Origin of the sequence: Sphingobacterium puteale (genome assembly GCF_050986225.1) — a bacterium.
GTDB classification, from domain to species: domain Bacteria; phylum Bacteroidota; class Bacteroidia; order Sphingobacteriales; family Sphingobacteriaceae; genus Sphingobacterium; species Sphingobacterium puteale.
Window position 1 is genome coordinate 5,239,729 of sequence record NZ_CP158959.1, and the last position, 23,317, is coordinate 5,263,045.

General features: G+C 42.3%; 19 protein-coding genes. 9 read left to right on the forward strand and 10 right to left on the reverse strand.

The window, feature by feature from the left end; all coding sequences use genetic code 11:
• Positions 1-25: 25 nt before the first annotated feature.
• A complete protein-coding gene (locus ABTV71_RS22085) occupies positions 26-412 on the reverse strand; it encodes a nuclear transport factor 2 family protein (protein WP_433901100.1) in 387 nt (128 codons plus the stop codon).
• A 569-nt stretch (positions 413-981) separates the two neighbouring features.
• Here ABTV71_RS22085 and ABTV71_RS22090 point away from each other — a divergent pair.
• The 6 genes from ABTV71_RS22090 (at position 982) to ABTV71_RS22115 (ending at position 7,874) form a co-directional block, all read left to right on the forward strand.
• Positions 982-2,478, forward strand: a complete 1,497-nt coding sequence (locus tag ABTV71_RS22090; RefSeq protein WP_433901101.1) for a TlpA family protein disulfide reductase — start codon at positions 982-984, stop codon at positions 2,476-2,478.
• Positions 2,479-2,744: 266 nt separating this feature from the next.
• The gene (locus tag ABTV71_RS22095) at positions 2,745-3,491 is read left to right on the forward strand and encodes a dienelactone hydrolase family protein (RefSeq protein ID WP_433901102.1); all 747 of its coding nucleotides are present in this window, start codon (positions 2,745-2,747) and stop codon (positions 3,489-3,491) included.
• Positions 3,492-3,581: 90 nt separating this feature from the next.
• Positions 3,582-4,739 carry a hypothetical protein gene (locus tag ABTV71_RS22100; RefSeq protein WP_433901103.1) on the forward strand — a complete coding sequence of 386 codons (1,158 nt, stop codon included), beginning with the start codon at positions 3,582-3,584 and terminating at the stop codon, positions 4,737-4,739.
• A gap of 332 nt (positions 4,740-5,071) precedes the next feature.
• Positions 5,072-5,977, forward strand: a complete 906-nt coding sequence (locus tag ABTV71_RS22105) for an alpha/beta fold hydrolase (protein WP_433901104.1) — start codon at positions 5,072-5,074, stop codon at positions 5,975-5,977.
• A gap of 90 nt (positions 5,978-6,067) precedes the next feature.
• Complete coding sequence (locus ABTV71_RS22110; RefSeq protein ID WP_121127248.1) at positions 6,068-6,925, forward strand: helix-turn-helix domain-containing protein; 858 nt, start codon at positions 6,068-6,070, stop codon at positions 6,923-6,925.
• Positions 6,926-6,959: 34 nt separating this feature from the next.
• On the forward strand, positions 6,960-7,874 hold the full coding sequence (locus ABTV71_RS22115; RefSeq protein WP_433901105.1) for a hypothetical protein: 915 nt from the start codon (positions 6,960-6,962) through the stop codon (positions 7,872-7,874).
• 94 nt (positions 7,875-7,968) lie between these two features.
• Here ABTV71_RS22115 and ABTV71_RS22120 read toward each other — a convergent pair whose 3' ends face one another.
• The gene (locus ABTV71_RS22120; protein WP_433901106.1) at positions 7,969-8,283 is read right to left on the reverse strand and encodes a hypothetical protein; all 315 of its coding nucleotides are present in this window, start codon (positions 8,281-8,283) and stop codon (positions 7,969-7,971) included.
• Between the two features lie 112 nt (positions 8,284-8,395).
• On the opposite strand from ABTV71_RS22120, the gene ABTV71_RS22125 reads away from it, so the two are divergent.
• The 3 genes from ABTV71_RS22125 (at position 8,396) to ABTV71_RS22135 (ending at position 10,588) form a co-directional block, all read left to right on the forward strand.
• On the forward strand, positions 8,396-9,139 hold the full coding sequence (locus ABTV71_RS22125) for a lysostaphin resistance A-like protein (RefSeq protein ID WP_433901107.1): 744 nt from the start codon (positions 8,396-8,398) through the stop codon (positions 9,137-9,139).
• A 183-nt stretch (positions 9,140-9,322) separates the two neighbouring features.
• Positions 9,323-9,796 (forward strand): DUF1572 family protein, encoded by a 474-nt coding sequence (locus ABTV71_RS22130; protein WP_433901108.1) that lies wholly within the window; start codon positions 9,323-9,325, stop codon positions 9,794-9,796.
• A 627-nt stretch (positions 9,797-10,423) separates the two neighbouring features.
• Positions 10,424-10,588: a hypothetical protein gene (locus ABTV71_RS22135; RefSeq protein ID WP_433901109.1), complete on the forward strand. Its 165-nt coding sequence runs from the start codon at positions 10,424-10,426 to the stop codon at positions 10,586-10,588.
• Between the two features lie 3 nt (positions 10,589-10,591).
• On the opposite strand, the gene ABTV71_RS22140 is transcribed toward ABTV71_RS22135, so the two are convergent.
• The 8 genes from ABTV71_RS22140 to ABTV71_RS22175 form a co-directional block, all read right to left on the reverse strand.
• The gene (locus ABTV71_RS22140) at positions 10,592-11,665 is read right to left on the reverse strand and encodes an SGNH/GDSL hydrolase family protein (RefSeq protein WP_433901110.1); all 1,074 of its coding nucleotides are present in this window, start codon (positions 11,663-11,665) and stop codon (positions 10,592-10,594) included.
• A 98-nt stretch (positions 11,666-11,763) separates the two neighbouring features.
• The gene (locus ABTV71_RS22145; protein ID WP_433901111.1) at positions 11,764-12,636 is read right to left on the reverse strand and encodes a phosphodiester glycosidase family protein; all 873 of its coding nucleotides are present in this window, start codon (positions 12,634-12,636) and stop codon (positions 11,764-11,766) included.
• Between the two features lie 6 nt (positions 12,637-12,642).
• Positions 12,643-13,791: a YdcF family protein gene (locus ABTV71_RS22150; protein WP_433901112.1), complete on the reverse strand. Its 1,149-nt coding sequence runs from the start codon at positions 13,789-13,791 to the stop codon at positions 12,643-12,645.
• A 1-nt stretch (position 13,792) separates the two neighbouring features.
• Positions 13,793-15,490, reverse strand: coding sequence for a right-handed parallel beta-helix repeat-containing protein (locus tag ABTV71_RS22155; RefSeq protein WP_433901113.1), 1,698 nt, complete (start codon positions 15,488-15,490; stop codon positions 13,793-13,795).
• 25 nt (positions 15,491-15,515) lie between these two features.
• A complete protein-coding gene (locus tag ABTV71_RS22160) occupies positions 15,516-16,442 on the reverse strand; it encodes a sugar phosphate isomerase/epimerase family protein (protein ID WP_433901114.1) in 927 nt (308 codons plus the stop codon).
• A 1-nt stretch (position 16,443) separates the two neighbouring features.
• Complete coding sequence (locus ABTV71_RS22165; RefSeq protein WP_433901115.1) at positions 16,444-18,225, reverse strand: RagB/SusD family nutrient uptake outer membrane protein; 1,782 nt, start codon at positions 18,223-18,225, stop codon at positions 16,444-16,446.
• A gap of 20 nt (positions 18,226-18,245) precedes the next feature.
• Positions 18,246-21,788, reverse strand: coding sequence for a TonB-dependent receptor (locus ABTV71_RS22170; protein WP_433901116.1), 3,543 nt, complete (start codon positions 21,786-21,788; stop codon positions 18,246-18,248).
• A gap of 189 nt (positions 21,789-21,977) precedes the next feature.
• Positions 21,978-23,189, reverse strand: coding sequence for a FecR domain-containing protein (locus ABTV71_RS22175; protein WP_433901117.1), 1,212 nt, complete (start codon positions 23,187-23,189; stop codon positions 21,978-21,980).
• Positions 23,190-23,317 lie beyond the last annotated feature (128 nt).

Here is a 23,317-nt window from a genome sequence, read left to right on the forward strand (position 1 = left end):
CTTATATATTTGTAAGGGATGGATACTATTTATAGGAGTTGACTGAACTGGTTACTTTCCAGTCATTGCCCACACGCTCCAAGGTAACTAAATCTGTTTTGGTGAAATCCTCAAATTTCAAAGTCACTTTAGCGACCATATAGTCTGACGATTCCTCGATGATATCAGTGCTGACTGTACAGTTGAGCTTTTCGCCTTTTTGTTTTTTCAAGGATTTAACCACTTCATTACGGCTGTTAGACTGCGCATTGGAAGCTTGGATCTTTTGATTAAAATCTTTGGCGAATAACTGCACTACTCCTGCTGATTCGCCTTCGGTAGTTACCGCAACATAGTGATCAAGTGCCAAGTCTGCTGTAGAAAGATTAACGTTTGCTTTTGCTGATTTTGAACCTGGTGCTTCAGCTGCCATAGCGAATTTGGATACGGCGATTAAGGCTGCTGCTGCGAATGATTTTACTAGCGTTTTTTATCGAAATTATTTGTTTTTTATTTGATGATAAAGCTATCATGAGTGCCTTTTGAATACACTCATGATGGTTCATAATGTCTTTATTTTATTGTGTTAGTTTTTAGTTCTTATTTGTTGACTCAAAACTACAACACAATAGGCCCCTAGCCTATGGGCTTTAGATCAACGATCAGGAAAACTCGGTGAATGGCGGAAATGGGGAGGTGAAAAGACTTTTACTATTCAAAATGATTGAAATTGCCTATAGCCATTATAAGTTGACAATCCTTGAGGATAACCAATACACTATTGAAATGGCACTTTACATGGCAACCTACAGAGATATCAATTGAGCTCATTTCATAGTTTGGGCTGTCAACTGCAAGCTCAATCCGCCACTTTTTTTATATGATTTTCTAAAACTTTTTGGACGCAATTGTTTTATTTTTTATTGTAAAATAAAAAATAAACTATTCTTCTCAGTTGTAATTTTATTTACTATTTTAACCAGCAATTCATTAGAGTACAGCATGAAGCAGATTTATCTAACGTTATTTACCATAGTATTTTTCACGTTCCTAAAAGGACAATCATCTGTTTTAAAAATTCAGAAAAATTTCGATAATGCCAATATCATTTACTTAGCCCCGACGAAAATCGAACCCGAGTTGGATGGAAACGCACCATTCAAACTGAGTTTGGGCGCTTCTGAACTTAAACTACGTTTTGATGAAAAAGAGATAACTGAGTTTATTTTAATTGTGCCATATAAGAATTCTTTCTTCTACCAAAGTGTTTTTATATCAAAAAACGATAGTATAGTGGTAAATATTGACACTTGCCATGATACACCAATATTTAATGTATCCGGAAAAGATATATCAAATAATAAAGGGTTTACCTTCTCACATTCTCCCGACACAAAAAGTTTCGACAACGACACAGTTCCATTACGACTTCTGAAATATTTAGATGAATTACACAAAAAGGAGGAAGCTAATTTAAAAGCATATATCCAAAAACATAGTCCTACAGATGATTTCGTGAGTCTAGGAAAAAATAATCTGAGTTATGCAAAAGTAGATTGGTTCTTAACATTTTATAACAACCATAAATTCAAATTAAAGAAACTTCCAAACCATGAAACGCTTATATCAAAATGGGAAGCAAAAAAAGACAGTCTTGTAGAATCTGTGAAGCTTAACAACGAAAAAGCGCTTAATAGCTATCATTATGTACAATTCATTACTAGATATATAAACATTGAAAAGAATAGAATTTGGGAACTTGAGGATAAAGAAGACGTCCTTAATGTATTATATTCAGAGTTTCCGAAGGAAACGCGTAAAGTTGTCTATGAATCAGATATGGAGAATTTACTCTTAGAAAAGCTCATAAATAAGCAATTTACAGGGAATGTAAATGAGTACCTGTATGCTAATTTATTGACCAATATGAGAACAGGAATGAAAACAAACTTAACACCTATTTTTGAAAGATTTCATAGCAACTATCCCAATAGCAAATTCTTACCGCTTTTTACTACCATGGCGAACGATGCCCGATTAAGGAATTCAAATAAGATATCTAAAAAAATGACCTTGATCGACAATACAGATAGCATTAAGACATTTGAACATTTGCTCCATTTATATGCAGGTAAGAATATTTTATTAGATATGTGGGGAACTTGGTGCGGCCCTTGTCACGAAGAAATTGAAAAAAATGGTGCGGAGCTAAAAAAATATTTCCAAAACAGTAGTTTAGAATTTATTTACATATCGAACTACGATAAAAAAAATATACAACGATGGAAACAGTTAATCGCCTACTACGAAATGGAAGGGACACATATCCTCGCATCTCAAGAACTCACAGAGGATATCTTAAAGAAAACTGGGGCAAGGGGCTTTCCATCCTATATCATTATTCGTAAAGATGGAACATTTGAGCTATCTAAAGCTGGCTATCCAATGGATAGAGAATTGTTAATTAAACAAATTGATGATAATTTAAAGCTACAATGATCCACAATAAGCAATCGAAATAGTTTATGTATATTATCATCCCACAAGCCAGGGGCATTACTAAAAGATAGGCTGACGAGAATGGAAACACAAGTATTAAACTGATCTTGGACATATTTACAATGAGCAGCAAAAATACTCCTACTATAGTTTCTACCAGACGCTGGTATTAAAATAATCCGTGTGTTACCTGTATGAATTTAGCAAATAATTCCCTTTGCTCGTGCAAAAGACCTGTATTCAAATAAAATTCACATCTAATTACAATGACTATCCAATTATCTATCAAAATTTTCTGTTCAAGGAACTATCTACTTGTCAGCATTCTTTTAATTATCTTTTTTAGCTTTTTTGTCTCGCAATCCTTTGCGCAAGAAAAGCTAAAAGTCAATTACAAACACTTCACCTACCTACCTAAAAACTATAATAATGACTCGTCCAAATACCCTCTGGTCATCTATCTTCACGGTGGATCACAAAAAGGAAATGATTTAGAAAAACTAAAGGTCTATGGTCTTCCCTATCTGGTGGATCAAGGAAAGGAATTTGATTTTATTATGGTCGCTCCGCAATGTCCGGAAGGCAGATATTGGTCTACGGAAAATTGGTTTGATTCGCTGTATAACGAAGTAACTGCAAAATACCGCGTCGATAAAAGCCGTGTTTATGTGACCGGAATAAGTATGGGAGGTTACGGAACGTATATCGCAGCCTTAGATCACACCGAAAAAATTGCTGCTATTGTTCCCTTATGCGGAGGTGTAAATGATAGTGACACCACTCGAATTTGCAGACTCAAAGACATGCCCATCCTGACCTATCACGGAACTGCGGATGAAGAAATCTCCATACAAGAAACTGAACGGATAGCCAAATTTCTAAAGGAGTGCAATGGGAATATCACCTTCCACCGGCTTAAAGGTGAAGGTCATGGTATCCAATATCTTTATGAAACTGAGCCCTGGATTTATGAGTGGTTGCTGATGCAAAGGAAATTGACAAATGTTGAATAACTTTAAGGCATAGTTAGTATTAATTTTTATTGAATTATGTATATTAGAATGTGCTAACTCTAAAAAATGCCACAGTTATAACCGCTTAAAATGATTACCAAAGAAATACAGAATATCTTCGAATTCATTAGTTTTCTAGACTCTAACAAAAAGGATTATATACAAAAGTATTTACCGATTTGTGAAGAACTTGAAAAGTTGATAGGACAAAGAAATCAATTAAAGCCTCACGAAAATTACCGTGATAAACAGAAATATGATGTCTTTCAAAAGGAAATAAGCCCTAAATTCGATATTCTTCTTTCAAATATATATCATCCTGTGATGGACAAATTGTCCGAACTAAAAATATGGTCAGGGGATCAAGCAAAATCCAGTATTAGTAATAATATTTCATCCGCAGCAACGAATTTTAAATCTACCTTTGAGTCTGATGATGTTCCGTTAGTAATCGCATACGAGAATAAGTATCTCAATTTCAGAAAAGAAACAAATTCAAATTTCCTTACACTTGAATTAGTGTTCTCACTGTTAGATAGGGATCTAAAGGAATTGTTTGATTATTTCAAAGATTCGGATGAAGGTGAATTTGACACTTTGATGGCTGAAGTAATTCAATGCAACTCTTTAGAAGAAGCGGTAAGGTTACACCAAGAAAATCCATCACAAAATAAAAGATTTTCGATTCCTTCTCTAGATGCTGCTACTGAGAATGGTGGGCAAATAATAGAGATCGATCGTTATGACATGCTTACACACCCGGTTAAGAAAACAAACAGCTCTTTAGAAGAAGCAGTCTACCGTATAAAATTATTGAAGAGGTTCATCGAAAACAACAATGGCAATAGAGCCTTCAGAGGTGTTGAAAATCAAAATGAATCTGTGTTTCAGCTGGTTTTCAAATCAATTTGTTCAGATTCAATCTGGGATATAAATTCAGAAATCGACAATGGTAGAGGCCCTGTGGATTTTACCGTTTCGAGAGGCGCAATGGACAAAACTGTAATTGAACTTAAGCTCGCCAAAAGCTCGAAGCTTAAACAGAATCTCCAATACCAAGTTGACATCTATAAACAAGCTAAGCATAGCGATCAATCTGTAATTGCAATTTTGCACTTCAATAAAGCAGAGCGTGATCGTGCTGTAAAGATCCTAAAGGAACTAAACTTAGATAAATTTAAAAACATCATATTGATTGATGGGGAAGAAAAGCCATCGGCTTCGAATGTGAAGAGTGGAAATTTATAGAAAATGATGTAATAAATTGGACGCCCCGGAGCATGAAAACTTCTAATTCTTTCTCTAATTTTTCAATTTCAAAGAGGGATGATTATTGGATACTACTTATATGAACTGATTGATTTCGAAACTTTCCATTCATTGCCTTCGCCCTCTAAAGTAACCAGATCAGTCTTTGTGAAGTTTTCAAATTTAAACGTTACTTTGGATTTCCGGCTATTACCCTTCAATCCCTAACTAGGGAAAAAAGTACAATACATATCCACCATTATCCATTCCTTTCCAATCAAGCTGATTATATCTTTGTATCATCACTTTAAAACAATTTAAACATAAAAAAAATGAAAACAATTATTGCAACAATCAGCTTAGTGATGACTTTATTGAGCACTTCTCTTTTTGCCCAAGGGAAAAGAATACCAGCTTCCGCCGGAAGAGCAGAATACATCGAAGTAGAAAAGGGAGTAAAACTTCACGTAACCGACCTTGGCGAAGGCAAACCTATCGTATTGATTCACGGATGGCCATTGAGCGATGAAATGTACGAATACCAATACCAATATTTATCCCGCAGAGGCTTCCGAGTAATTGGAATTACACTCCGTGGTTTTGGAAAATCAGATAAACCTTACGGAAAGTATGACTTTGATGTTTTTTCCGATGATATAAAAGTGGTTCTGGAAAAGTTGGACATACAAAATGCTACGCTTGGAGGATTTTCGCTCGGCGGTGCGGTGGTGCTGCATTATGTAACAAAATATAACTCCGCCCATGTGAGCAAGCTGGCTCTGTTTGGAGCAGCCGCACCATCCTGGAAACAGCGTGAAGGTTTTCCTGACGGATTGCCCGATGCGGTTGTTGAAGGATTGATAAACGCGACCAAAACACAAAGACAGGATCTGATCGCAAGTTTCGGTGCAGGCTTCCCGGCGAAAGAAGGCAATATCTCTAAAAACGTAGAAAAATGGCTGGAGAATATCAACTTGCAGGCCTCTCCTTATGCCATGACAGAATCAATCACCGCACTCAGCGGGTTGGACCTACGCCCCCAGCTTTCAAAAATCAATATTCCTGTGACCATATTTCAGGGAGTATATGATAAAAACTGTCCGCTTATTTGGGCCGAACAATTACAGAAAAGCATAAAAAATGCAACGCTTATCCGGTTTGAAAACAGCGGCCATGCCTTGTTTGTAGAAGAAATGGAAAAATTCAATTCCGAGCTGGAGAAATTTGCAAAATCATGATGAATCGCAAAACAGGAGAGCAAGATTATTGTGTTCTCCTGTTTCTATTTAAACAGAGATTTGTATTTTTAACCCCATTAGTTTACCGATATGGCAAGTGAAAATGTATTTCGAAGCAACCTAAAAACGATAGGACTTATATCGTTGCATGAAGAAAATGTTGATTCCATTAATAGCGCGAATTATAAGCAATACATAAAAGTACTGCTTCTTTCAAAGGGAGCTAAAGTACAGGTTGACCTCGCTGAATATTCGGTAAAACAGCCATCCCTGTTCTTTGTAAGCCCCAGTCAGCATCTGCATATAAAGAAACTCGGAAAAGAAGAGGGACACTTCGTATTTTACAACCGCGACTTTTATTGTATCCAGATCCATGATGAGGAAGTAGCCTGTAACGGACTACTGTTCAGTAACATCTACAATATGCCGATGGTAGAATTGGACAATGGTGAAATTCCTTTCTTTAGCTATATTTTCGGACAGATGACGGATGAGTTCGGGTTAAACGATACCTCGCTGGAAGAGATGCTTCGTACCTATCTCAAACAATTGTTCATCAAATCCGCACGGTTATGGAAAAAGCAAAATCTTGATAAGGAACTTATCGAACAGAACAGCGACCTGGAGTTTTTCAGGAAGTTTACCTTGTTGGTTGACGAACATTATAAGGAAAAGCACCATGTTGCCGACTATGCCGAACTGCTGTTTATGGCTCCAAAAACGATTAGCCATAAATTTAAAAGGCTTAATCTGCCTCAGCCTAATGATGTGATTAAAAACAGGATTCTGTTAGAAGCAAAACGGCTGCTGGTACATACCAATCTGACGGCAAAAGAGGTTGGCTATGAACTGGGATATGAAGATCCGGCATACTTCAGCAGGCTGTTTGTGCAGAAATCAGGTGAAACGCCGTCAGCGTTCAGGGCAAAATTTCTTGCCATAAATTAAATTCAGTCGTTGTTATTCCAATACCAAATTCAAAATGATGCGCAGATTCTTTACTTACTTATTTTTTTCTCTTTTTATCCCGATGGCTCTTCACGCCCAAATTCCGGAAAGCCGGTCCTCGGCAGCATTGGCAGAACGAATTAAATCGGCACCAGACGAAGTTTTCAACAAATTTCGCGAAGCAGGAATGCAGCCTGTGGATCATATACTGACAGCCAAAGAAAAAGACAAGGTCGCGAAGGCTTTTACTATGCTGTCGCCGCTGCATAGTAAAATTCTGAAGCAACATTTGCACAGTATCAGTTTCATGGATAATATGCCTAACACCGCACTTACATCCCCGGTTGAAACAACCGATTCAAGCCAAAAATTCAACATCACTTTTCGTGCGGAAATCATTAACGAAACTGTTTCCCAATGGGCCACATGGAAGGAGAATACATACTATACCTTTCCCGAAGGCAGCGGGATGGAGATAACTATTGATGCCGGCGAGCTGGATGCTATGGTGTACGTATTGCTTCATGAGGCAACGCATGTGGTGGATGCGGTACTGGCCCTTACACCTCACTCCGGCGAGGGAGATACTGTGGCGGTTCCTACAGCATTTACCCGGGGCATCTGGCACATAGCAAATGTACCCGAGAAAGCATTCATCAGCCCTTTGCTGGAGACCACACGCTTCCGGAGCGGAAAGCAGGTGCCGGCTTCTGATGCGCCAAAAATTTACAAAGACCTTCAAAAAACGCCTTTTGTTTCGCTTTACAGTACAGCCGCATGGTTTGAGGACCTCGCAGAGCTGGTGACTATCTATCACTTAACAGCAAAGCTAAATCAGCCGTTTCGGGTGTCCGTAAAACAGAACAGCAAAGAAATCATGAGTTTTGAACCGATGAAGAGTAAGCTGGTAAAAAAGAGACTGGAGCAGCTGAAGGTATTTTATGATTAGCTGTCCTTCAATGCCTAAAACTTATGATAAATCCCGAGCTGTATGATTCTGCTTGATAATCGGCAGTAAAAATTTAAACTGATCAATTACCAGGTTACACCTTTTCCATCATAGGCAGGCATCGTATTGCTTTTCGCGATAGGTGCAATCGTCGAAAGTTCTTTTCTTCGGCTTCAGTTTCTTTTTTGAGCGCACTTTTAAGTCGCTCAGCAATCTGATCATTGACAATCTGTGCAAAAACGCGTTTGACCAAGGGTGTAAACTGCTCCAAAACCTTTGCTGTAACAACACTTGAATAGGCTTGCTTTGCAAAAAAACGAACGAAATCATCACTCGGATTCTGCATTTCTGCCATCGCTAAAATCGTCAGCTCATTAAAGTATTTTAATTCACTCGCAACGCTGGACATGCTATCGCCTTCAGACTAATAAACAGGAAAACTCAGCCAATGGCGGAAATGAGGAGGTAAAAGAGAAAGATTTTTTGCTATCTTAAAACAACCGATTAAAAAGATATCTTTTATGCAATCTTATTTAAGAAGCTCTTGGAATAGTATTATCAATTTCAACTGGAAGTTTGGTTTATTTCTAATCATCATAATTTGTGTACCAAGATTTATTATGGTACTCCATGCTAACCAATATGCCAATTATCAATTTATTGGTTTAATCATGCTGTTATCATTTATTGTTCCTTTCATATTCTTAAATAAAAAAGGTATGAGGGCCATTGGCTGGAACAGACCTAAAAGTTATAAGTGGTTATCCATAGCTTTTATTAGCGGTTGCTTATATGCTTACCTGTTATTCCTTTTGGGCACATTCCTTTATCAAGATAGTTATCAAAACTGGTATGTGTATATCGCCAATTCTTATAAAATTCCCGCAGATATAACGATAGAGGCAAAAAGGCAAATGTTCCTCATCATGGCTGGCACGGGGATGTTATTTAGCCCATTTGGTGAAGAACTATATTTTAGAGGAATAATTCATGAAACCTTTGTTTCGAGATTTGGCAATCGTGGTGCATCAATGCTAGATAGCTCGGCGTTTGCCTTGACCCACACAGCTCACTTTGGAGTAGTATACTGGCTCGACGGTTGGCATTTTCTTTTCATACCAACACTTATCTGGTGCTTGTCAATGTATTTTTTAAGCAGATTATTTTACTTATTCAAGGTGAAATCAGGAGCTATTTGGGGCGCTATAATAGGTCATGCAGCTTTTAATCTGAGTATGATTTATTGTATATTTTATCAGTTATAATATAAAAGCTACATTCCTCGAAACGGCTACGATACATGTATTTATTGGATAACGAAACATATATGAGATAAAGGATTAAACCAATTGATTTTGAGCTATCGGTGAATGAGATAATTTCTAGATCATTCAACATTTTTGAAATTGATAAATTATGTAACTTTATAGTACAAATAAACTTAAAGAATGGAACTTAGGCATGAATTGGCAAGGAGATTCAAAGAAGTAATTTTGGATGGAACTTTTATTGCAAACACTAATTATAAGGATCAACTGGAAGGACTTGACTGGAAATTGGCGACGAAACAATTTGGCAATCTAAATTCAATTGCCATCATCGCACAACACATTCATTACTACATAAAAGGAGTTAAAGATGCTTTTAGAGCGGGAACGCTGACCATAAAGGATAAATATAGCTTTGATTTTCCTACAATAATTTCCAGTCATGAATGGGAAGTTTTTCTAACTAATTTTTGGAAAGATGCTATAGAATTTGCTCAAATAGTTGAACAAATACCAGAAGAAAAGCTACAGGAAATTTTTATCGATGAGAAATATGGTACTTATCTTCTAAATATAGAGTCGATGATTGAACACTGTTATTATCACTTAGGGCAGATAGTGCTTCTGAAAAAGTATTTTGTTGTAAATGCTTAATTGACGACATGACTTTCTAGATCCCTTTCATGTAATATATCACATTTATGCAATTTACAAGACCATGATCTTCATTTAAATATGACTTTTCAAGCGCCCATCAAACCTTTAGTATTAAGCTTGACTCTATTATCTGCTTGCAGTAATCGTCTTTAGTCCGGATGTTTTGCTGATAGGCATTATTGAATTAAATCTATTAAAACATGTAATACTGTCGATTATTGCTCACAGAATCTATATATTTTTTGATCAGAAAGCCTTTTTACATATAATCTTCGTTCGCAATAATAGGTCTCAATCCGATTAATTACCGCGATCGCGGAGTCAATAACCGGCCTACTATAGATGGTATCATTCCGGACGAAATTATGTGTATCGTTAAACACAAGGATATCCTGTAGACCACTATTATCCCCACAATTTTTCCAAATGGAATTTGTTAAGCTCTTGTTTTTGCAAGAAAAAAGGAAAAAGCTCAGGCCTAAAAAGGTAAGGAGAAATTTTAGTCTCATCATAAAACTATTCACACGACATGTACTACAGCAATAATATGTAAAATACATAATTTTTCTAAACTTTTTCTGTAATCTCCCCTACAAATAGCTATTTTAGAAATGGGATAGTTCTATGATTTCTTCTGACGAGGCGAAAGACGTTATTCAAAAGCATGAAGGTATTTCAATAACAAAAAGTCAGCTCGACCAATTTTCTGAACCTTATAAAACTTTAGGGCTTATAACCATCAATCAATTGGTAAGAGACTATTCCGAGCATTTTGCTGATGCCATTTAAGGACTATTTTTCTAGGATAGCCTCTACTTTAGGCCCGATTATTTTAAGCATCCTTTCAAATCCGACATCTGTTGGGTGCGTGCCATCCACTGTTCCTTCGGAATCATCACCTATCAAATGATCCGTGGGTATATAATACAAATTTTTATACCCTGCCTGCAGCAATCGCTCATACTCCAATTTAAAATTTCTGTTCTGCTCGCTCAAGCGCGTGCGCCACTTTAAATTATAATTGCCGACCTGACGTGTAATGCTCTCGATTAGCAATATGGGTAACTGGGGATGGGATCGACGGATCCGTTCCACAAAATTAAACGTTCGTTCCCGAACTTCATCAGGGCTACTATTGGGCACACAATCCATAATGAGCAGATCCATGGAGTCAATAGCACTCAGCATATCGGCCACAGCAGGCTCCATCCGCGCATTGCCGCTCACGCCCATGTTGATCACGTTGGCATTCAGCCGACGCCCCAATTGCGCTGGATAAGCTAATCCCGGACGGCTTGCGGAAGCTCCATGGACAATGCTGGAACCATAGACCACGACCTTTTTAGCAAACGACTGTCTGGTACCAAAAAAGCTGGCTTTGTCATCAATAATCAGGTCAAAATCCAATAGCTCTTTATAGAGCGGAAAATAAACTAGAAATTCTTTTTCTGTTTCAGCCATATCTTCGACCAGGGTAGCCTTACTTTCCGACTTGTTAAGATCTGGACGGGCTACCCCTGCAAAGCGCCAGCCGCTGGCTTCTTTTACATATACATCAAAACCCCGCGACATAATCGGCGTGGAATTATTGCCCAGTGCTGCATCAACCGTCTTCCAGCGTAAAGATAATTTGCTCGTATTGCTCTTAAACGTAATAAACATTCCTGCAGCATGGGTATATAATTTCTTTACCGCAGCCGGAAGTTGGCTGTACTTCGCTGTATCTATCCGATGAAATTTTGGTGCATTTTCAAAAGCTCTTCCCTGCAGCTCAAATTTGGCAGACGGAATAACCTGTTGGGCGTATGAAGATACCGAGCCGCAAACAAGGGCGAGAAAGAATAGGATAACTGTCCTTTTTTTCATGATGTTTCAATTAACAGTAATAGAAATCATTATAATTTGATAGTGGCCATCTCATCTTATCCATGAGATGGCCGTCTACCTATAAAAGTATCGAATTTTTATTTCACAGTAAATACCGTGGCTACAGCGCGTTCACCTTCATGGTCAAACTTTCCATTATCTGAAGGATAGTTGACCACACCTTCGCCCTTCACCCAGGCTGTGGAGGAACCGCCACCATCATAGTTTAATGCAGAAGTACAGCCCAAGGCGGCCATCAACTTGCCCAACTGGGGGATCGTCAGTCCCTGTGATTGCGAGGAACGGCCATCGATAACAGCTACGATCAGCTTATTGTCCTTGGTAAGCCCTACTGCTGTACGGGGATGTCTGCTGGTATTGAAATCTACATTCAACTGTTCCAGCACCTGACCATTCTGCATCAACAACGGTCCGCCAGCCAGTGCAGCGGTAGCACTCAGCGTCCCCCAGCCTCCTGCCGGCTTCGGCACAATCTGATAGCTTTGCCCGGTAAAGGTAAATGCCCCGTTTTCACGGTAGCTATTAAATCCATTCACAGTTTGGTTGATCACCTGGCCATCGTATTTGAAAAATACGGTTGATCCGCCTGTACTGGTATTAAAGTAACTGCCATTGAATGCCACCAAAGCGCCCTTAGCCGTGGCAGCAGCACTTGTTTTTAGAAACCCGGTCTTAACATAGGGAATTTCCAGCTGCATGCTTTTCTTCAGATCGATCTCAAATACATTGACATATTGTTTGGAATCAAATATCCGCGGAAATTGGTAATACTTCCACACGACACCGTCGGCAACCGTTTTTGTATTCCAGGCAGCCGTATGGATAATCTCCGCCAGGTCTTCCTCCTGGGGAATACTGTAATCATAGGGCAGCTGCGTTCCGCCCTCATTTTTCTTGCATGAAATAACAAGAAAAAGCAGCAATAAGCTGTATATAAAATTTCTTTTCATCTGTTCTTACTTTATTTCACCGATCCACTTTAATTTTAATGGAACCGTTTTTTCAATTGTTTTCTGGTCAATAGTGCATACGGCGGACTCCATATTGCGGTAAAAGATGAGCTTATTTTCTCCCGGCAGCAATCTTGCCGCACTGACATTACCCGCCCCCCAACTATAGGGCCAGTTGACAAAATAGTGTTGCGGCTCGGTTTCCCGGACATACTGAAAGGTCTTTCCTTTTCGCTCCGCCAATAGCACTTTGTCCTTTCCGATCAGTACTAAGGATTTTCCCTGGATATACCCGGTATTGATTTGGTTCCAGTTCAATGTGTCTGGCAGCTTCAGCCATTCCTGAATAGGCTGTTCATCCAGTACCTTATAGTCTTTTTTTGAAACTTTACGGCAATAGCCATCAAAGAGAATGTACCATGCGGTGGGCTCATCAATATATACTGGCGGATTAAACTCTGAACTGCCTTTAAGAAAAGGAAACAGCTTTTCCACAGGACTAACGCTATAGCTGCTGTTAGCTGCATCCGTTGTGTAGACGATATCCTGCGTGAGATAACAAGTACTGTCTTTTTTTGTCCATACCGCTTCCGGTGTCAGCCAGGTTCCTTTTAACGTAAAAAGGTGATTGTCATCATAAGCGTTAAATATTCCGGCATAATCAAGACGGTCTTCTTTTTTGGGCTGTATAGCACCTTCAATAAAAAACTTCGCTGTCACCCCATCGTATTTTTGCAGGCGGGCAGCGACAGCAATCGCATGCCAATGGTTGGAAACGACATATACTGTATCTCCGGGCTGTATGATTCGCTCGCCAGCGTTATTTTTGAGGCGCCTGCTAAATATATAATTCTGCACCGTCGTCTTGGAATTTTCCTCCTTAAAGATCAATGCCGCGGGCACCCCCTTGCTGACCAATTGCAGCGCCATGGACGAAGCTTCACAAATCTTGGAACCGTGCGCACCACAACCTCCAGACACCACAATAGCATCCATCGGCCGGATACGGTAGAGCTGCGCAGCAACATCTACCCGCTGAGCCAGTACCTCAGGATCGGCTGAACCTAATAACAGTAGGATGTTTTTGTGCGCAGCAGCCCAGCTGTTGCCCAATAAAAACATGGTAAGGATAAATAGACAGCTTAATTGTTTCATCTTATTTCACTTTTGCACCCATCCAAGTAGAGGAGCGCGGGTTATTATTGATATCTTTTTGCATGCGATTATCGTCCAATGCCGGCGTGTATTTCTTGGCAAGCTCCAGCAGTCCGGCTGAACTTAAGCCATAGCTCATGGACGGATTTTCGGCACCGATAGGTAGATAATCGGGATTGAGCATGGTTGCAGGTTCAAAGCTTACTTTAGGAACAATGCTTCCATCAGCAGCATACACCGCTTGCGCTGCAACCGAGTGCTGTATCCGTGGCACGACAACGATGTTATCTGAATAGGCATCAACATCGGTAGAACTTCCCGCCTGGGTATTGCCCGATACGATCGAATTGATCAAAGTCAGGTTGTTGACATTGCTGCGTCGATAGACCCCACCGCCAGGACCAACAACGGTATTCTTGGTAATGGTGGTACTGATGACGTCTGCCTGACTGTTATCATACAGCATCAGTCCGCCGCCGCCATTAGCTGATGTGCTCGAATTTTCAGCCAGCAGGCAATTAATAAATATCCCTTTTGATTTTTCACGCAGATAAACACCTGCTCCATAGGATGTATTTGAATTGCCGATCACCTCACAATTATAGAGTGTGATATCCGCGTTTGGATAGGCGTGTACGCCCCCTGCAGTGCCTTTGGCGCTATTGTGATTAAACTGGCTATCGTAGGCAATCAGTGAACCATCGGCGATCCATAGTCCGCCGCCATTATTTCCGCTGTTGCTATTATTGTTGATGCGACAGTTTTCCAACCTGAGTTGAGCACCGGCAAACGCGTAGATGCCGGCAGCAAAACCTGCAGTTCCCTTATCTGCGGTCGCTTTATTGTCGACCACATCCACATTTTTGAGCAGGACCCGAGCCATCCCAATCAACATACCGCCCCCTTGACCACGGCTGAATTTGACGTTGTCGATCGTCGTACTGGCACTGCGGTCGGTGGCATTGCCCCCTTTGATGCTGATGTTTTCCAGCCTAACCTGATTTTCAGGATCCGGAGTTGCCGTCACCGTGACCGTGTGAAACACCGATTTTCCGCTGGAAAGCTTTCCCTGAAAGATGGTTTTATACAGCGCTGGATTGGGCTGATCTCCAGGTTTGGCATTGGCCGCATATCCACCGATCAGGCTAACATTCTTTGCGATCTCTATGGTTTTGTCCGATTCCTCATTCACATCACCATTGCGAATGGTCCGCATTGGAACATAAGTCCCCTCAGTCAGAAATAGCGTACTGCCTGTCGTTGCTTTTTCGAGTGCCTGATCGAGGTCAGTAGCACTACTCCAGGAACTACCATCCCCTTTGCCCCCAGGAGTCACGTAAAAAACGGGAACTTTTCCGGATTCCTGCAAAATCAAGATCTCCTGCGATAGGTTATCATTCAATCGGAGCAACAAGGTCGCCGAACGTTCGTCTTCCGAGTTTTTCGAAACAGAAAACCGGATCTTATTTTTCCCTTTGGGATACACCGTACTATCCAGTTTGATCCAGTCTTTGTCGCTGCTTACGGTAACCGCCGCATTCGCCAAGATGTCCAACTGATAGGTATCGGCCCTACTGCCGACTTCCATATAATCCCGATCGATCAGGAGCCGCTGCTCACTTTCGATTTTATCTTTTTTACAGCTCTGTATGCCTAGGGCATACAAAAGAACCATAAAAATATATAACGATTTTTTCATTATAATCAATGTTTTTTGAACCTGCTTATTGTTTTGTGTTCCTATAATTTTGCTGCAGCTGACGGTAACATTGGACCAGCTGATCTGTGGTTTCATAATGACACTCAAACATGAATACACCTTTATATTTAATTTTTTCAAGTGCGGCCAAAATGGTATTCCAGTCATTCTGCCCTTTACCATTACAAGGCAAGTAGTGACTTTCCTTGGTGCCATCCCCATCCGCGACATGCAGCGTCTTGACGCGTTGTCCAAAAGCCAGAAGCAGGCGCTCGGGATGCGCAATATGGTTCATGTCCACTGCAATGCCGACCTGATCAGGAAAGCGGGCGAAAAGTTCCTGACATTCTTCCACGGTCCGCAGCAGAGGCCGCTCCCGCTCACCCACCGTCAGCGAAGGTCCCAACATATTTTCGATAACGAGCTGCCGCCCAGCCTTAGCCACTGCCGAGTACAACTCCTTGACAGAACGTACCAGCTGATCCTTCCGGGCCGCACGTTTGTTGGGCTCGAGGTAATAGGAAGGGTGAAACAGGATCACCTGCGGATGAAGGCGGTAAAGACCTTCCAGCAGCTGCAAATGCATACGGATCACCTGCTGCCGTTGCTGTTCGTCCAGCGTAGAGATATCTATTTTGGAGGAAAAGGGCATATGAATAGACCATACCCCCACTCCCGCTTTTTTCAGCACAGTAGCCAACGAATCACATTTAAGCAACCATTCATCCTGTGAGATCTTTAAGCTGAGGTCTGCATTGACAAAGCTTCCAAGCCCAGCAATCTCGATGTAATCCATACCAGCTGCTTTGTCCGCCTTGAGTTTTTCCAATGCTATCTTCCGGATATCGAGCGAATAGCCAACTGCATAATCAGGCCGATCCTGTTTTTGACAGTACGTATATCCTGGGATCAATAGACAACAGAGGATCGCAATAAAAATAAGTTGTTTCATGTTATCGGTATAATTTCTCCCATTCAGGATTTTGTTTCAAATTTGGGTTTAACTGGATATCTTCGATCGGGATCGGTGCATAGTAATCCCGTTTTTCATCAAACTTACCCCGTTGATAAAAGGGATCCAGTGAGCCTTTATTGGCGTTCTGGGTATTTGAAACGGGGTCCCAAAGTGTCCGCTGATTGATATTGATCAATGTGGTCACCGTACCCGGTGCACCCGATGTATTACCTGTATGGACATACACATCGGCCTTGCCATCCCCTGTAAAATCATAGGCTCCAACACCGGGAAAATAAACACCGACAATAGGCTGATTGAGTTTGGATCCCGCTTTCCAGCGCACTAAGTCATCCCAGCGCTGTCCTTCGTTAAACAACTCGATCCGTCGTTCGCGTCGTATTTCCAAAAGAACGCCCCTAAATGCGCCTCCGTCGATGTTCGGATACATAGCCAGCAGATAAGGATCGGGGTTGGCATTCGCTTCAGCCAGGGACAGCATCGGCATCCCCGCGCGGCCACGCAACTTATTGATGGTCAGGTCAAGGTCGCTTTGGCTGATCGTCCCCAGTTCGGCTTTTGCTTCGGCATTGATCAGCAGTGCCTCCGCATAACGGAATAAGATGACATCAAAATAGGAGGCCGATACGCCCCATTGCAATTTATCAGGCAAGGCCTTGATCAGGCGATAGCCTGTGGTGGTGATCGTCAAGTTGACAGGCTCATTTGCTGTTTCTCCATTGGCACGGAAGTCAGGCCCCGCAGTTGTCTGTGTAAGCCTTGGATCTCTATTTTGCATTTCCTGATAGAATTCCATAGTCTTGTAACCCGATCTATCGGTAAAGCGGCTCCCATCCTTCATCAGATAGCTATTGATCATATCTTTGGCGATACCGTAGGCTCCCGAAGTTGCTGAGGTAAAGGAATAGCCGAGGCCATGCACACGCATGCCCAGTTCAAAATCAATGGCAAGAATAGTCTCCACCTGATCCTGATTATTTCGGGCGAACAGATTCCGATAGGCTTGATCCGCACCGCCCTGACTGTACAAGGTATAGGCCCCGGTATTCATCAGTTCGGCCGATGCACTGACCGCCGCATTCAGGAACTTTTCATGTCCTGCGATCTGATGGTATTTTCTAAATGTTCCTTCAAAGAGTGCCACCCTGGCTTTCAGCAGCAGCGCCGTGTATTTAGTGATCAAGTTAAGCTGTTTTTCAGCTGGTATATTTTCGATGGCATAGTCCAGGTCAGCCATAATAGAATCCATCACCAGCTGCCGTGAATCCCTCGCTTTGAAGAGATCTTCATCTTTGGCGGTCAGCACCTTTCCATACCAGGGCACGTCACCGAAAGTTTTCACCTTATCGTAATAAAAATTTGCTCTAAAAAAACGGGCTATGCCACTGTATTTCTTTTGTGCCGCGGCGTCGGGCACTTTATGGTAGTTGGCCAGAAAATAATTGATCTTGCGCAACTGGCTCCAGGACCAACCGCCCGAGCCGCTTCCCACGGGGACAGTTCGATTGCCCTTGATCCGGTCGGCTACCGTGAGTGGGATCATATTGTCCGAACTCCCATCGTTTGTATACCAGGATTCATTGGGCAGAAAGGTGTAAAAATCATTGGTGGCTACCTCCAGATCCTTTGCTGTATTGAAAAAATAAGGTGCTTCCACCTGGTCCTCCGAAGGACGGTCCAAATAATCTTTCTGACAAGCTGCCAGCGATAGCAAGATCAACAGACCAAGTAGTTTATAGCTGTTTGTTGTAAGTTTCATTATCATTGCGTTGTCAAATATTAAAGCGTAAGCATTAAACCAAAAGAATAGGTTTTACCCATGGGATAGTCCCGCAGCAGCCCCCGTTCCGAAGAGTCCGCAGGATCATTGGCACTCGCAGGCGAATTATAATTGATCATTGCACCTGCCTGTTCGGGATCTATATACTTGGTCAGATTGCCAAAGTTCCAGGTCAATAGATTCTCGCCACTGAAGTAAAACCGCAGTTTTTCAACTTTATAGCGCCGTGTCCATTGCTGTGGCAGGGTGTAGCCCAACGTAAAATTTTTCATCCGCAGGAACCCGACATTGGTCAGGTAATAATCGTTCAATTCATATAGAGACCTTCCGCTCTGCAAGGATGAGTATCCCCGATAGATCTGTGGATACCTGTTCCCTTTCTTGTCCGGCGTCCATGCATTATCTACCAGGTCTTTACGTACAAAGGAAAGATATGGCCGCTGATAGGAACCCCAGTATAAATCCCCTGTCGGGTACCAATCCTGTTTGGCAACACCAGCAAATGCCGCCGAGAGATCAAAATTATTCCAGGAAGCGCTCATATTGATACCAAATGGAAATTTCGGCATGGCATTGCCAATGGGTTTAATATCACCGTGGTTGGCAAGCGTGTTGTCGCCTTTGTCGATACGGCCATCACCATTGAGATCGACATATTTCACATCACCGCCGCGCAACATATTCCACTCACTATTTTGCGATACACTCAGAATATCGTTATATACTTTAGAGAGGGACAATTGCGGGTCCTGGAAACTATTCTGGTAGCTCAATGCCTCCGCATCGGACTGAAACTGTCCGTCGATATGGTATCCCCAGATCTGCCCCAGCACCTGTCCTTCGTAATAGGAGCTCAACAAGCCCTGTGGATTATTATATTTCGTAATGATCCCTTTAAAATTGGTAGTATTCACGGCGATGTTAAAGCGAAAGGGTGAACCGGCAAGGTCAAACTTGTCCTGGTAGCTTACCCCCAGTTCAAAACCTTTATTACGTAAAGCAGCGTAGTTTTCACGGGGTTCATTAGCTCCAAATACTGCTGGAAGTGGCTGTCCCGGAAGGTACATGCCTTCGACATCTTTCTGATACCAGTCAAAATTGACATTTAGCTTGTTTTGGATCAGTCCAAGGTCAACACCGAAGTCAATGCTTTTGGTCCGTTCCCAGGTGACGACGTTCGGCAACGGTGCCGGCGTACTTGCCCCAATAAGACGGGAGCCCCCATTTAGCCAGGTCAACTGCTGCACGGTCATCAATTCCTTAAAGGTATTGACCCCTACAGTCTGGTTGCCGAGCTTGCCATATGAAGCTCTGAGCTTTATGGTAGGTATGGTGCCTTTGATCGATTCCCAAAAGTGCTCACGATCCAGCTGCCAGCCTAATGAAACTGAGGGGAAAAATCCCCATCGGCTCCCGCTTGGGAAGCGTGAAGAACCATCATACCGTGAATTTATTTCCAGCAGGTATTTATTGTCGTAGGCATAATTAAAACGGCCAAATACGCCCTGGATAGCCCAATTTTCAGCTGTTCCGCTCAGGCTGTACATGGAAGTACCCAGCGCCAGGTTGGATAGATCCTCGATCAGCAGATCGTCCATGGCCCCGGCGATACGGTCCCGGTCAAAGGATTCCTGATTGTAGCCCACCAATAATTTGAACTGATGCTTTTGCGCCACATTTTTTTCGTAGGTCGCAAACAGGTTCATCGCGTTATACTTGTCTTTCCAGCGGTATTCTGTCAGACGGTTGAGGCCGGCAGTTGTATAATTGAGTTTGTTGCCCGAGTAGTAACTGAAGGGGTTGAGGCGTGTGCTCCGTGAAAAGTTTTCGATACGGTTGCTATAATCAAAATTTACCTGTAGGCCTTTCAATGGCTTGAGCAGGACACGGAACGTATTGGTAAATTCTTCGCTATTGCGTACCTCCCAGCTCTTTCCCGATTCCAGTCCGGCATTGGCTCCCTGACCGCCAGTACCCACACCGATATCCGTTGGAATCCCATCGACAAAATTAGGGTAAAAAGGCATCAGATTATACCAGGTTGTCGTACTCCAAAGTCCCCCCAGACCATTAGTGTAGCCTCCATATTCTTTATCCTTTTCGTTGATGAACTGCGTATTGTTTGAAATTTCCAACCAGCTGTTGGGTGTGAATACCAGATTGGATTTCATATTCTGGCGGTCCATATCCGCATCGTCATTGATATTGTTGATTGTTTCCCGTTTGAATACACGTCCAGAGAGATAGGCTTTCAACTTTTCACTGCCACCTGAAATGGCAATATTATGGAAATTGGAGGGCTGATATTTTTTAAATAGGTAGTCCCACCAGTTGGTCTTATAGAAAAATTTATAGGTTCCGTCTGCCTGCTTCTCATGAAAGGGCGCAATCTCCCCTGCAGCCACCATTTTGATCGCTTCCCAGTCCATTGCATTGTAACGTGTATAGGAACTGCCGTTATAACCATACAGTGCAGCATCTACTGTTTTCCCGTAGACATAGGGATCGGAGATATAGTCGGTACGGGAGGCCGGTGTAGTCCAGGCAAAATTATTGACATAATCCACCTTCACTGTCCCTGCCTTTCCTTTTTTTGTGGTCACCAAGATGACGCCAAAAGCACCACGGGCTCCATAAATGGCCGCCGAAGCGGCATCTTTCAGCACAGAAACACTTTCAATATCATTGGGGTTGACCCGAGTAATATTCCCTTCGATCCCGTCGATCAATACCAGCGGGCCGCCCTCATTGATGGAATTGAATCCCCGCACATTGATATCGGGTGTTTTGGATGGATCACCGTTGTTGAGCTGGATATTCAAGCCGGGCATAAGTCCCTGGAGCGTACCTGCAATGTTCGCACTTGGTCGTAGCGCGATATCATCCGCATTGACCTGCGACACGGCACCCGTCAGATTGGCTTTTTTCTGCACACCATATCCCACGACGACCACTTCTTCCATTGCATTGATGGCAGGCTTCATGGTCACATGCAAGGTTGACTGCTGTGCCAGCGCTATTTCCAGCGGCTGATAGCCAACCATCGTAAATACAAGTATGGCATCACGGCTGCTGACCTGGATCTGAAAGCTGCCATCCTCGCGGCTGAGGGTTTTCTCCATTTTGCCTTTTTCGCTGACCGTAACATTGTCCAACGGCCGGCCCTGCTCGTCTTTGACAAACCCTTTGACTGGGTACAGCTGCGGAGCCTCCGTAGCCGACGCCTGGCCAACAGCCTGATCCGTTCTTTTGTTCAAGACAATATTTTTATCCGCTTTGACATAAGATAACTGCAGCTGGGCCAATAGATCTTTCAAGGCTTCTTCAAAAGAGATATTGTGGTAGCTGACGCTGATACGGTCGTCTTTTGCGATCAGCGATTCGTTGTAAAAAATGTTGTATCCGCTTTGCTTCTGCAGTTCTTTCAAAACAGCACTCACCTTCACATTGTTCCGCTTCAGATTGACGGTCTGGCCAAAAGAAAATGCGTGCAGCTGTAAATTGGCTGCGAATAAGAGAGGAATTGCTAATGACAATTTCATAGAAATTGGTATTTTCTGGGATCTTACCTGACATAATAGGGTCGGTCCGATCAATTTTTTTTTATTAAATTGCATTCGGTTGAGATAAAATTTAACGGTTTTACTATTCATCCATGTCGAGAAAAAGACAAAACTTTCAGGGGCGTTGGCGCGCTCCTGATTGTTATATATGCTATCTTCTCATCAGCGTTAGTTTAGCACATATATCCTCCTTCCTTTACGTTCGAAATGTACGCCACCGGCGAAAGCAATTGTTTTCAGTAGTTTATCGATATTTTCATAGCGGGAGATAGTCCCCGAGAAGTGCTGTCCCTGCAGCTTGTCTCCGTAACTGATCTCGACATCATACCAGCGAGCTACCTCGTCCATGACCGTTTGAATGGATGCATTATCAAAGGCGAAATTTCCATTTTTCCAGGCAAGGCTATAGAACGGATCCACTTGCTCCTTTTTCACATTCCTGCGACTTTTATCGAAAACGACCTGATCATTGGGCGCAAGGACTTGTTCTTTTAGGGCAGCATCGGCAAAAGAGAGCTTGACTTTCCCTTCTACCAACGTGGTAACGATTTGATCACCAAAGCTCTTGATGTTAAAGTGTGTTCCCAGGACCTCGAGTGTCTGTCCTCCACTTTGCACAATAAAAGGTACCCTTTTGCCTTTAACATCCATTTTAGCCACTTCAAAATAAGCTTCCCCTTCGAGTTGCACCGACCGCAGCTTCGCATCAAATTTTACGGGATATTTGATCTTACTGCCTGCATTGAGCTGCACAAGACTTCCGTCAGCCATCCTGAGCGTATATTCCCCGCCTCGGGGCGTAATGATGGTGTTGTAGACGACGCTACTTGCTTGTGACCTGCTGTCCTTGAGCCGATAGCTGATTTGACCTTTGTTGTCCTTGGTAATCAAATATTCGCCTTGGTCAAGTACCGTATCCGCACGGAGCAAACTGAGGTCGATCTGTTTTCCATCTTCAAGAATGATCATGGCTTTATCAGAGCCCGGTAAGATCGACACATTAGACAGCTGCTCCTTCGGTGGCGTATCCACGGTATAAAAATTATAGTAGCCCCATAGCGCTGCACCGCAGAACGCAAGAAAGACTGCCGCAACCTGCCACCAATTTCTCCTGAAATTAAAATGTCCATCTGTCGTCCTTTTGGGAGTAGATGCCGCTGTTGCAATTCGGGGATCAGCCATTATGTTTTCCAGCATCCGATGTGGATCAGGGTATGTTGCGGGATGTGCGGGATACGAGTTATCCCGCCAGACTTTCTCCCAAGCCTGAAGAAATACGGGATCATCCATTAATTCCTGAAGCTGTGCCCGTTCTTCTTTACTGGCTTGATCAGCAAGATATTTATGTATTAATTGGCTGTATTGTTCAATTTGATTCATTCCTTTGGATCGATTTCAACTACATAATCGCGCGAACCTCGAAAAAGTACCAATGAGAAAAATATTTTTTTTACGGATTGTAGGTGAGCCATTTTTTAGCCTCCGGGAAGACTAAACAGGGCTAATAA

Coding starts and splice junctions, on each gene's coding strand:
- ABTV71_RS22130 (WP_433901108.1), top strand. CDS start 9,323: ATGGAACTTAGGCATGAATTGGCAAGGAGATTCAAAGAAGTAATTTTG.
- ABTV71_RS22135 (WP_433901109.1), top strand. CDS start 10,424: ATGATTTCTTCTGACGAGGCGAAAGACGTTATTCAAAAGCATGAAGGT.
- ABTV71_RS22100 (WP_433901103.1), top strand. CDS start 3,582: ATGATTACCAAAGAAATACAGAATATCTTCGAATTCATTAGTTTTCTA.
- ABTV71_RS22105 (WP_433901104.1), top strand. CDS start 5,072: ATGAAAACAATTATTGCAACAATCAGCTTAGTGATGACTTTATTGAGC.
- ABTV71_RS22125 (WP_433901107.1), top strand. CDS start 8,396: ATGCAATCTTATTTAAGAAGCTCTTGGAATAGTATTATCAATTTCAAC.
- ABTV71_RS22175 (WP_433901117.1), bottom strand. CDS start 23,189: ATGAATCAAATTGAACAATACAGCCAATTAATACATAAATATCTTGCT.
- ABTV71_RS22085 (WP_433901100.1), bottom strand. CDS start 412: ATGGCAGCTGAAGCACCAGGTTCAAAATCAGCAAAAGCAAACGTTAAT.
- ABTV71_RS22110 (WP_121127248.1), top strand. CDS start 6,068: ATGGCAAGTGAAAATGTATTTCGAAGCAACCTAAAAACGATAGGACTT.
- ABTV71_RS22115 (WP_433901105.1), top strand. CDS start 6,960: ATGATGCGCAGATTCTTTACTTACTTATTTTTTTCTCTTTTTATCCCG.
- ABTV71_RS22160 (WP_433901114.1), bottom strand. CDS start 16,442: ATGAAACAACTTATTTTTATTGCGATCCTCTGTTGTCTATTGATCCCA.
- ABTV71_RS22120 (WP_433901106.1), bottom strand. CDS start 8,283: ATGTCCAGCGTTGCGAGTGAATTAAAATACTTTAATGAGCTGACGATT.
- ABTV71_RS22090 (WP_433901101.1), top strand. CDS start 982: ATGAAGCAGATTTATCTAACGTTATTTACCATAGTATTTTTCACGTTC.
- ABTV71_RS22170 (WP_433901116.1), bottom strand. CDS start 21,788: ATGAAATTGTCATTAGCAATTCCTCTCTTATTCGCAGCCAATTTACAG.
- ABTV71_RS22140 (WP_433901110.1), bottom strand. CDS start 11,665: ATGAAAAAAAGGACAGTTATCCTATTCTTTCTCGCCCTTGTTTGCGGC.
- ABTV71_RS22155 (WP_433901113.1), bottom strand. CDS start 15,490: ATGAAAAAATCGTTATATATTTTTATGGTTCTTTTGTATGCCCTAGGC.
- ABTV71_RS22165 (WP_433901115.1), bottom strand. CDS start 18,225: ATGAAACTTACAACAAACAGCTATAAACTACTTGGTCTGTTGATCTTG.
- ABTV71_RS22145 (WP_433901111.1), bottom strand. CDS start 12,636: ATGAAAAGAAATTTTATATACAGCTTATTGCTGCTTTTTCTTGTTATT.
- ABTV71_RS22095 (WP_433901102.1), top strand. CDS start 2,745: ATGACTATCCAATTATCTATCAAAATTTTCTGTTCAAGGAACTATCTA.
- ABTV71_RS22150 (WP_433901112.1), bottom strand. CDS start 13,791: ATGAAACAATTAAGCTGTCTATTTATCCTTACCATGTTTTTATTGGGC.